Source organism: Microbacterium sp. ARD31, from assembly GCF_031844425.1.
In genome coordinates this window covers 160,819-171,027 of sequence record NZ_JAUZVE010000015.1, presented here as the reverse complement: position 1 = coordinate 171,027, position 10,209 = coordinate 160,819, and the positions used below count along the sequence as shown (strand labels likewise).

Genomic DNA, 10,209 nt, shown 5'->3' with positions numbered 1-10,209 from the left:
GTCGGTGCATTAAACCAGCGTATCCATTCGGCTCAGGGCCGCCGAAACCACTCCGATCGAGGGACCGACAATGACGACGCTCCGCAGTTCCGAGTGGTACGACGGTGACGATCGCAACGCCTACATCCACCGCGCATGGATGCGCCGAGGCGTCCCCGACTCGGCGTTCACCGGCCGCCCGCAGATCGCGATCGCCAACACGGCATCCGATCTCACGCCCTGCAACTCGCATCTGAACGAGGTCGCCCAGTCCGTGAAGAACGGCATCTACGAAGCGGGCGGCATCCCCCTCGAGCTGCCGGTGGTCTCACTGGGGGAGACGCAGGTCCGCCCGACGGCGATGCTGTGGCGCAACATGGCTGCGATGGCGACGGAGGAAATGCTCCGCGCCAATCCGATCGACGGCGTGGTGCTGCTCGGCGGGTGCGACAAGACGATCCCGTCCCTGCTGATGGCTGCGGCATCCGTCGACCTTCCCGCTGTCGTGGTGCCCGGGGGTCCGATGCTCACGGGACACTTCCGCAACGAAGCTCTCGGGTGCGGCACCGACGTGTGGCGCCTGAGTGAGGAGGTCCGCGCCGGCACGCTGAGCGAGGCGATGTTCCTGAAGTCGGAGTCGTCGATGATCCGCTCCAAGGGTCACTGCAACACGATGGGCACCGCGTCCACCATGGCGCTCGTCGCCGAGGCGCTGGGCACCGTCGTTCCAGGGCTGGCCGGAACGCCCGCTCCCGACGCACGCCTGCTCGAGGCGGCCCATGTCACCGGAGCACTCGCCGTGCAGCTGGTGGCCGACGACCGTCGGCCGTCGACGTTCCTGACGAAGGCGAACTTCCACAACGCGATCGTTGCGCTCGCCGCGATCGGCGGATCGACGAACGCCGTGGTGCACCTCCTGGCGATCGCCGGTCGCCTCGGCATCGACCTGACGATCGACGACTTCGACCGGATCGGTGCCGAGGTCCCACTGCTGGTGAACCTGCAACCGGCCGGCCGATATCTGATGGACGACCTCTTCCGCGCCGGCGGGTTCCTCGCCGTGATGCGCGAAGTGCGCGACCTCCTCGACCCGACCGCGTTGACGATCACGGGCAAGCCGTTCGTCGGCTACCTCGACGACGCCCGCATCTGGGATGCCGACGTGATCACTCCGCGCGACTCGCCGCTGCTGCCCGCGGCAGGAATCAGCGTCCTCCGCGGCTCGCTGGCGCCCGGAGGAGCGATCATCAAGCCGGCGGCCGCGTCACCGCACCTCCTCAAGCACCGAGGCCGGGCCGTGGTCTTCGACTCCATCGAGGACTTCCACGCCCGGATCGACGACCCCGACCTCGACATCGACGAGACCAGCATCCTGGTGCTGCGCGGCTGCGGGCCAAAGGGATACCCGGGGATGCCGGAAGTGTCGAACATGCCCCTGCCTACCAAGCTGCTCGAGCGCGGCGTGCGCGACATGGTCCGCATCTGCGACGGCCGCATGTCGGGGACCGCGTACGGGACCGTCATCCTGCACGTCACGCCGGAGGCGGCCGCGGGCGGCCCTCTCGCGCTGGTCCAGACCGGCGACTGGATCAGTGTCGACGTTCGCGCGGGCCGGCTGGACCTCGATGTCCCGGCAGACGAGCTCGCGACCCGCACCCCGAACGCGGCGACCGTCGACGGATATGCGAACCCGCGCCGCGGATGGGAGCGGCTCTACGTCGACCACGTCCTCCAGGCCGACCAGGGCGCCGACCTGGACTTCCTCGTCGGATCCACCGGATCGAAGGTCGCTCGTGAGTCCCACTGACACGCTGGTCGCGCCGGACGTGTCGCTGATCACCGCGCTCGAGCAGAGCGGAGCGCACGTCGGCACTCGCGCCACCGACCGTCTGGCCGGCGCCCACGACGCCTCCCACTACCTGCTGACCCCGCAGGCGGTCGCGACTGCTCGCGGCATCGACGACGTCTCTCGCATCATGGCGGCCACGCGGGCCGCAGGGGTGCCGATGACCTTCCGCTCGGGCGGAACGAGCCTCTCGGGACAGGCGGGCACCGACGGGATCCTGGTCGACACCCGGAAGGGCTTCCGGCGCATCGATGTGCTCGAAGGCGGGATGCTGGTGCGCAGTCAGCCCGGTGCAACCGTGCGCGCTGTCAACGTGCGCCTGGCACGGCACGGTCGCAAGCTCGGCCCGGACCCCGCCAGCGAGATCGCCTGCACCATCGGGGGAGTGGTGGCGAACAATTCCAGCGGGATGTCGTGCGGCACCCACGCGAACACGTACCGGACGCTCGAGTCCGCGCTGCTCGTCCTTCCCACCGGAACCGTCGTCGACACCGGAGCGCCGGGCGCCGACCAGTTTCTGCGCGAGCGGGAGCCCGCCCTCCACGAAGGGCTCGAGCGGCTGCGCGACCGTGTGCGCGGCAACCCCGACTCCGTCGCGACGCTGCACCGACTGCACGCCATCAAGAACACGATGGGGTACGGGCTGAACTCCTTCCTCGACCACACCGAGCCGGTGAAGATCCTCGAGCACCTCGTGGTCGGCTCCGAGGGCACCCTCGCGTTCGTCGCCGAAGCCACCTTCCGCACCCTCCCCCTGCTCACACACGTCGCCACGGGTCTGCTCGTGTTCGAGACCCTCGCCGACGCGACGGCATCACTGCCGGCGCTCGTCACGGCCGGGTTCGCGGCGATCGAATTGATGGATGCCGCATCCCTGCGCGTCGCTCAACGCGACCCAGAGGCGACCAGTGATCTCGTCGACCTCACCGTCGTCGGCCACGCAGCACTGCTCGTCGAGTATCAGGAGGAGTCGCTCGAAGCTCTCGACGCCCGGATCGCGGAAGCCCCCGGAGTGTTCGCGTCGCTTCCTCTTGCCAGTCCCGCCGTCCTCTCCACCGATGCCGCGATCCGTGCGCACCTGTGGCACATCCGAAAGGGCCTGTTCACGGCCGTCGCCGGCGCTCGTCCGTCCGGGACGACGGCACTGCTGGAAGACATCGCCGTGCCCGTGGACCGGCTCAATGAGACGTGCACGCGGCTGATCGCGCTCTTCGATCGGCACGGCTATGAGGGCAGCGTCATCTTCGGGCACGCCAAGGACGGCAACATCCACTTCCTCATCAACGAGCGCTTCGACGACACCGCCAACCTCACCCGCTATGAAGCCTTCACCGACGACATGGTCGATCTGGTGCTGTCGCAGGGCGGGACGCTCAAGGCCGAGCACGGCACGGGGCGCATCATGGCGCCGTTCGTGCAGCGGCAGTACGGGGCCGAGCTCTACGACGTGATGTGGGAGGTGAAGCGACTTCTCGATCCCGAGATGCTGCTCAACCCCGGCGTTCTTCTCACGGACGACCCGAAGGCGCACACCCGCAACCTCAAGACCGCGCCGACCGTCGAGTCCGAGGTGGACCGCTGCGTCGAATGCGGCTACTGCGAACCCGTCTGCCCGTCCAAGGACATCACGCTCACGCCGCGTGAGCGGATCGTGCTGCGGCGCGAGATGCAGTCCGCCCGCGATCGCGGAGATGAGGACCTCGCCCGCACGCTGGAGAAGGAGTACGGGTACGACGGGGTGCAGACCTGCGCCGTGGACGGCATGTGCCAGACCGCCTGCCCGGTGCTCATCAACACCGGCGACCTCGTCCGCCGACTCCGCGCCGAGAACCAGAACGCCATCATGCAAGCCGGCTGGAAGGCAGCCGCGCACGGGTGGGATGCCGTCAGCAGCATCGGCGGAGTCGCGCTGTCGCTCGCCGACGCCGTGCCGACCGCGCTGCCCGCGTTCGCGACAAAGGTCGGCCGCGGCATCCTCGGCACCGATACCGTGCCGCAGTACACCGCCGATCTTCCCGGCGGCGGCAAGCGTCGAAAGACCATCGCCGCCGCGGAACCTCGCGCGATCTACTTCTCCTCCTGCACCACCACCATGTTCGGGCCGGTGGAGGGCGACGGCGTCTCCGAGTCGTTCCTGCGGCTGTGCGAGCGCGCCGGGGTCGAGATCGCGACACCCGACGATCTGCCGTCGCTGTGCTGCGGAACCCCCTGGAAGTCCAAGGGCCTCACCGACGGATACGCGGTGATGAAAGCCAAAGTGACGGCATCGCTGCTCGGCGCGACCGACGGCGGCCGGCTCCCCGTCGTCTGCGATGCGTCCTCCTGCACGGAGGGCCTGGAGATCCTCCTGGACGCGGCGAAGGCCCACGAAATCCGGGTGGTCGACGCGGTCGCATTCGTCGACGAGCACGTCCTGCCGCATCTCCCGGTCGGCGAGAAGGCCCGGTCCGTGACGCTGCACCCCACCTGCTCGTCCACGCATCTCGGCATCAACCCGGCACTCAACCGCGTCGCCGCCGCCGCAGCCGAAACGGTCGTGATCCCCGAGGACTGGGGATGCTGCGCCTTCGCCGGCGACAGGGGAATGCTCCACCCCGAGTTGACTGCATCCGCCACCGCGAAAGAGGCGGCAGATGTCGCGGATGCCGCCTCCGACGCCCACGCCTCCGTCAACCGCACCTGCGAACTCGGGATGACCAGGGCGACCGGAAACGACTACCAGCACATCCTTCAGCTGCTGGACGCCGCAGTGAACCGCACGCCCACGAGAGGGACCCGATGAGACCGTTCGCACACATCCCGACGATCGGCACCCCCCGGGTGGCCACGGGCGTCCCGCACTTCCTCGGCGAAGGACCCACGTGGGATCCGGTCCGTGGAGAACTGCTCTGGGTGGACATCATGGCGGGCGACGTCTATCGCGGGCGATTCGCGTACGGCGGCGGCATCCAGATCGAAGAGCGCATCGCGTTCCCCGACACCGCGGGAGCCGTCGCGATCTCACGTGCGGGAGAAATGGTGGTGGCGGGCACCCACCGGCTCTACTTCCGCGCCGTCGACGGCACTGTCACCGCAGGGCCCGAAGTCATCGGCGGTGACGAGCGGCGGTTCAACGACGGCAAGCCCGACCCTGCCGGTCGCTTCGTCGTGGGGACCAAGGGGCCGACGTCCGAGGAACAGCTCGTCCGGTTCGAGACCGACTCCCGAGTCACCGTCCTCGACGACGACCTCAGTCTCTCGAACGGACTCGCCTGGACACGGGACGGGCGGCTCCTCTACAGCGTCGACACGCTCACCCGCCGCATCTTCGTGCGGGACTACGACCCGGAGAGCGGCAAGGCGGGCGCGCGGAGGCTCTTCAGCGAGCTGCCTGGCGACGGCTACCCCGATGGCATCACGACCGACGCCGACGATCACCTCTGGGTCGCCGTGTGGGGCGGGGGGTGCGTGGTGCGCTACTCGCCGGCCGGCGAACCGGTCGGACGCATCGACGTGCCCGCTCCGCATGTGTCGTGCGTCACGTTCGCAGGTCCCGACCTCGACACGCTCGTGATCACCACCGCCACCGAGAACCTCACCGACGAGCAGCTGGTCCAGTATCCGCTCGCGGGACTCCTGTTCACCATCAGACCCGGTGTCAGGGGCAACCACCCCCACCTCTGGGCGGGCGCCGCTTCGCGCCTGGCCCCCACCTCCCTGGAAGGAACAGAATGAAGCTTCTGCGAATCGGCGCACCCGGCGCCGAGAAGCCCGCCGCGCTCGTCGAGGACGGGCAGTACGTCGACCTGTCCGATGTCGTCACCGATTTCGACGAGGCATTCTTCGGATCGGGCGGCCTCGGACGCATCGCCCCGATCGTCGCCGAGCGCGCCGCGAACGGTGACGCCCGGCCCCTCGGCGACAAGCGGGTCGGGGCTCCCATCGCCCGTCCTCACCAGATCATCTGCGTCGGCCTGAACTACGCCGACCACGCCGCCGAGAGCGGACAGGCCGTCCCGGACGAGCCCATCCTCTTCACCAAGTCGCCCAACACCCTCATCGGCCCTGACGACGACGTCCGCATCCCGCGCGGCTCGACCAAGCCCGACTGGGAGGTCGAGCTCGGAATCGTGATCGGCGCCCGCACCAGCTACCTCGACTCGATCGAGGACGCCCGCGACCACATCGCCGGCTTCGTTCTCGTCAACGACGTCAGCGAACGGGCCTTCCAGATGGAGCGCGGCGGGCAGTGGCTCAAGGGCAAATCGGCCGAGACCTTCAACCCGGCCGGTCCGTGGCTCGTCACGCAGGATGAGATCGACGACGTCCTCGCGCTGGACATGTGGCTGGACGTCAACGGCGTCCGCCGGCAGACCGGCTCGACCTCGACGATGATCTTCGACCCCCACTTCCTCGTCCACTACATCAGCCAGTTCATGGTCCTCGAGCCCGGTGATCTGATCAACACCGGCACACCCCCCGGAGTCGGTCTCGGCTTCAAGCCGCCGATCTGGCTGCAGGAGGGTGACGTCATGACGCTGGGGATCACCGGGCTCGGCGAGCAGCGTCAGACGGTGATCGGTCCTCGATGAGAGCCCTGGTCATCACGGGTCCCCATCACGCGGAGGTCCAGGACGTCGCGCCGCCGCAGGCAGCCGCGGGCGAGGTCGTCATCGACGTCGGGCGCGCGGGCATCTGCGGCACCGACACCGAGTTCTTCACCGGCGAGATGCAGTATCTGCACACCCGTCACGCCGAGTATCCGATCCGGATCGGCCACGAGTGGATGGGGAGGGTCAGCGCGATCGGAGACGGCGTGGACCCGGGCTGGCTCGGCGCACGCGTCACCGGCGACACGATGCTCGGCTGCGGTGTGTGCAACCGGTGCCGTCAGGGGCTGCAGCACGTGTGCGAATTCCGCTTCGAGGTCGGGATCCGCGGCGGCAGGCCCGGCGCTCTGGCAGAGCAGCTCGCGATGCCGGTCACGGCGCTGCTCCGCCTCCCCGACAGTGTCGATGACGCCGCAGGTGCCATGGTCGAGCCCGGCGGAAACGCCTACCGGTCGGTCCAGGCGGCGAACCTGAAGCCGGGGGACAGATGCCTGGTCCTCGGTCCGGGAACCATCGGCCTGCTCTGCGCCATGTTCGCCCGAGCAGCCGGCGCCGAGGTGCATCTCCTCGGTCGCAGCGAACGCTCACTGGCCTTCGCCCGCACTCTCGGATTCGACGGTGTGTGGAGCGAGGCCGATCTCCCCGACCTCCCCTGGGACGCAGTGATCGAAGCCTCGAACGCCCCGCACCTCCCCGCGAAGGCGGTTGCCCTCGTCGAGCCCGGCAAGCGGGTCGTGTACGTGGGGCTGGCCGGCACTCCCAGCCTCGTGGACACTCGTGACATCGCGCTGAAGGATGTCACTGCCGTCGGCATCCTGAGCGCTTCGCCCGGTCTCGCGGGAACGGTCGCCACGTACGCGGACGGCCTGGTCGATCCGCGGCCGCTCGTCGCGGCGACGGTCTCGCTCGAGGAGCTTCCCGCCGTCCTCGCCGGGAGCCGGCCCGATGGTGCCGGACCCGGACCGAAGTTCCACGTCGCCCCCTGACCCCACCACCCCCGACACTCACACCCCGCAGATCTGAGGAGAACTGATGACCGACCTCACCGGCCTGACCGCCGTCGTCACCGGCGGAGCGAGCGGCATCGGCGCCGCCACCGCCCTGGAGCTCAAAGGACGGGGCGCGCGCGTCGCGATCGTCGACCGGAGCATCCCCGACTCCGTCGAGGGGATCTTCGCCGCGACGGCGGACATCACGAATGACGACGATGTCCGGGCCGCGATCGCCGAGATCGCCGCCGCCTACGGCGGCATCGACATCCTCATCAACAACGCCGGCATCGGCGCCGCCGGAGACATCGCCGAGAACGACGACGCCGAATGGCATCGCGTCTACGACGTCAACGTCGTCGGCATCGCCCGGATGACCCGCGCGGCACTGCCTCACCTGCGGGCATCCGACAACGCGGCCATCGTCAACACGGCATCCGTCGCGGGCACGTCGGGACTGCGGAACCGCGCCCTGTACAGCGCGACGAAGGGTGCCGTGGTCGCGCTGACCTACGCGATGGCCGCGGACCACCTCGCAGACGGCATCCGCGTCAACGCCATCGCGCCCGGTACCGCCGATACTCCGTGGGTGCAGCGACTCCTCGCCGCGTCCGACGCCCCGGAGGAGACGGCCGCGAACCTCCGCGCTCGGCAGCCGATGGGTCGCCTGGTCACCGCCGAGGAGATCGCCTTCGCGATCGCCAACCTCGCATCCCCCCGAGCGGCATCGACGACCGGCACCGTCCTCACCGTCGACGGCGGCCTGACGACCCTGCGGGTCTGACCCGCCTGCAACGGAGGCGTGTCGCGGCCGTTCAGACGAAGAAGCGGTCGCAGTAGCTCTCCCAGATCGCGAGCGGATCGAGGTCGGGATCGTGGCGCCAGCTCAGTTCCAGGCCGTCCCAGAACGCCAGGAACTCGGCGGCTGCCAACGCGGGATCGTCCTTCCATTCGAGGAAGCGCGCGACTTCCCCTCTCGCCACGCGCGACCTCATCGCGAAGTACTCGTGGGCAGGGTGGTCGGGGGAGAGTGCTTCGGCCGAGAGGATCGAGTAGAGCCGCACGAACTCGTGGCGCTCCAAGTTGTGCTGGAACACGCGAGTGAAGCGCTCGCGGGCCGCGCGAGGTCCCGTCGGGGCTTCCTGTGCGGGCTGCGCGGCGTAGAACTCGTAGTCCTGCTCCTCCCGCTTCTGGAGCACGGCGAACAGCAGGTCGTTCATCGACGGGAAATGGTGCAGCACCGAGGACTTCTGGATGCCGCATGCTTTCGCGATGTCGGACAGTGACACGGCATTGAATCCACCCACTGAGATCAGCTGGAACGCCTCGCTGAGGATCTGCTCGCGCCGATCCTCCGCCTTCATCCGGGGAATCGGTGCGCGTGTATCTGTCATCGCCATGCGTTCATTCTACCGATCGGTAGACAAATAGCCAGGATGTTGGTATCTTCTAATCGACCGAGTGGTCGAATAGCGCACGAAGCAGTCCGCTTCACCCGACGAAAGCTGGATGACGATGTCCACAGAGATCCCCGAGCCTGCAGCTCACCCCGGAATCCTCGACGAGCCCACGAGCACGATCGGAACCGTCCGGTCACGAACCGGGACGAAGCGCCTCGGGCTGGGCTTCATGATCATCGGACTCGTCTGGGTCTTCGCGAACAGCATCGCGAACGGCCTCCCCCTTCAAGCCAAGATCGCGATCCTCGCGCCTGACGACAAGGTCTTCGTCCTCGCGATCTTCACCGCTATCGGTGGTGTGCTGACGACACTCGCACTCTTCTTCTGGGGCGCGATCTCCGATCTCACGCGCAGCCGCCTCGGCAAGCGCACACCGTGGATCATCCTGGGCGCAGTGAGTGGGTCTGTCGGCCTGGTTCTCCTGGGTGTGGCCGACAACATCGGCACGTTGATCGTCGCCTTCATCGGCTATCAGCTGGTCTTCAGCGCCCTGCCCGCCGCGGTGCTCGCGATCTTCCCCGATCGAATCCCCCGCGAGAAGCGCGGAACCGCGTCGGCGATCTACGGCGGCGCGCAGGTGCTGGGCGGCGCGGTCGCCAACATCATCGCCTCGCAGTTCCTCTCGGCCCCGACCATCCTCTTCTACATCGCATCGGGGGTGCTGCTCGCGGGCGGACTCCTGTTCGTCGCGGTCGCCCCGGACTTCTCGAGCAAGGACGAACCGCGTGCCAAGCTCGACATGCGGGGCCTCGCGGACTCGTTCCGGTTCCCCAAGAACGCTCCTGACTTCTACTGGGCGTTCGCGGGGCGGTTCACGCTTCTGCTCGGGCTCTACATGGTGCAGAACTTCTCGCTCTACATCCTCACCGACTACATCGGGCTCACGACCGAGGAGGCAGAGCCCGTCGTCCTCTACTCCGGCCTGGCGAGCCTTGTCACGATCCTGATCGGCATCTCGCTGGCCGGCCCGATCTCCGACAAGATCAAGCGACGCCGGGTGCCCATCTTCGTCGCCTCGCTCTTCTTCGGTGTCGCCGTACTGCTGCCGCTGGTCTGGCCGACGCCGACGTCGATGGTCATCTTCGCAGCCCTTTCGGGCCTCGGTCTGGGCGCATTCCTCGCGGTGGACACCGCGCTCATGACGGAGGTTCTTCCCAACGAGGAGAGCCGAGGCAAGGACCTCGGCATCCTCAACACGGCCAACACCGTTCCCGGCATCATTGCTCCGCTCGCTACGGCCGGAATCATCGGCCTCGGCTTCGGGTACCCGCCCGTCTTCATCATCTCGCTCGTCGTGATCCTGTTCGGCGCGTTCAGCATCTTCAAGATCAAGTCGGTCCGATAGA

The 10,209-nt window shown here is 68.2% G+C and carries 8 protein-coding genes; 7 read left to right on the top strand and 1 reads right to left on the bottom strand.

Going from position 1 to position 10,209, the window contains the following annotated elements; genetic code table 11:
- Window positions 1–70: 70 nt before the first annotated feature.
- Genes Q9S36_RS27950 through Q9S36_RS27925 form a run of 6 tightly spaced genes read left to right on the top strand, consistent with a single transcriptional unit; the run spans window position 71 to window position 8,187 of the window.
- On the top strand, window positions 71–1,786 hold the full coding sequence (locus Q9S36_RS27950; RefSeq protein WP_311288110.1) for an IlvD/Edd family dehydratase: 1,716 nt from the start codon (window positions 71–73) through the stop codon (window positions 1,784–1,786).
- Entirely contained in the window at window positions 1,773–4,607 is a 2,835-nt protein-coding gene (locus tag Q9S36_RS27945) for an FAD-binding and (Fe-S)-binding domain-containing protein (protein ID WP_311288109.1), read from the top strand. The genes Q9S36_RS27950 and Q9S36_RS27945 overlap by 14 nt, the downstream gene beginning before the upstream one ends.
- Complete coding sequence (locus tag Q9S36_RS27940) at window positions 4,604–5,539, top strand: SMP-30/gluconolactonase/LRE family protein (protein WP_311288108.1); 936 nt, start codon at window positions 4,604–4,606, stop codon at window positions 5,537–5,539. The genes Q9S36_RS27945 and Q9S36_RS27940 overlap by 4 nt, the downstream gene beginning before the upstream one ends.
- Window positions 5,536–6,396 (top strand): fumarylacetoacetate hydrolase family protein, encoded by an 861-nt coding sequence (locus tag Q9S36_RS27935; RefSeq protein WP_311288107.1) that lies wholly within the window; start codon window positions 5,536–5,538, stop codon window positions 6,394–6,396. Before Q9S36_RS27940 ends, Q9S36_RS27935 begins: the two co-directional genes overlap by 4 nt.
- A complete protein-coding gene (locus tag Q9S36_RS27930; RefSeq protein WP_311288106.1) occupies window positions 6,393–7,400 on the top strand; it encodes an alcohol dehydrogenase catalytic domain-containing protein in 1,008 nt (335 codons plus the stop codon). Before Q9S36_RS27935 ends, Q9S36_RS27930 begins: the two co-directional genes overlap by 4 nt.
- A 46-nt stretch (window positions 7,401–7,446) precedes the next feature.
- Window positions 7,447–8,187 carry an SDR family oxidoreductase gene (locus Q9S36_RS27925; protein ID WP_311288105.1) on the top strand — a complete coding sequence of 247 codons (741 nt, stop codon included), beginning with the start codon at window positions 7,447–7,449 and terminating at the stop codon, window positions 8,185–8,187.
- A gap of 31 nt (window positions 8,188–8,218) precedes the next feature.
- Here the strand turns inward: Q9S36_RS27925 and Q9S36_RS27920 are convergent, their stop codons facing one another.
- Window positions 8,219–8,803 (bottom strand): TetR/AcrR family transcriptional regulator, encoded by a 585-nt coding sequence (locus tag Q9S36_RS27920; protein ID WP_311288104.1) that lies wholly within the window; start codon window positions 8,801–8,803, stop codon window positions 8,219–8,221.
- A 109-nt stretch (window positions 8,804–8,912) separates the two neighbouring features.
- Here Q9S36_RS27920 and Q9S36_RS27915 point away from each other — a divergent pair, with 109 nt between their 5' ends.
- Window positions 8,913–10,208: an MFS transporter gene (locus tag Q9S36_RS27915; protein WP_311288103.1), complete on the top strand. Its 1,296-nt coding sequence runs from the start codon at window positions 8,913–8,915 to the stop codon at window positions 10,206–10,208.
- Window position 10,209: the final 1 nt, after the last annotated feature.

Bases quoted from the DNA above. Each gene is read 5' to 3' on its own strand.
- Q9S36_RS27915 (WP_311288103.1), top strand. From the start codon at position 8,913: ATGACGATGTCCACAGAGATCCCCGAGCCTGCAGCTCACCCCGGAATC.
- Q9S36_RS27920 (WP_311288104.1), bottom strand. From the start codon at position 8,803: ATGGCGATGACAGATACACGCGCACCGATTCCCCGGATGAAGGCGGAG.
- Q9S36_RS27940 (WP_311288108.1), top strand. From the start codon at position 4,604: ATGAGACCGTTCGCACACATCCCGACGATCGGCACCCCCCGGGTGGCC.
- Q9S36_RS27925 (WP_311288105.1), top strand. From the start codon at position 7,447: ATGACCGACCTCACCGGCCTGACCGCCGTCGTCACCGGCGGAGCGAGC.
- Q9S36_RS27950 (WP_311288110.1), top strand. From the start codon at position 71: ATGACGACGCTCCGCAGTTCCGAGTGGTACGACGGTGACGATCGCAAC.
- Q9S36_RS27930 (WP_311288106.1), top strand. From the start codon at position 6,393: ATGAGAGCCCTGGTCATCACGGGTCCCCATCACGCGGAGGTCCAGGAC.
- Q9S36_RS27935 (WP_311288107.1), top strand. From the start codon at position 5,536: ATGAAGCTTCTGCGAATCGGCGCACCCGGCGCCGAGAAGCCCGCCGCG.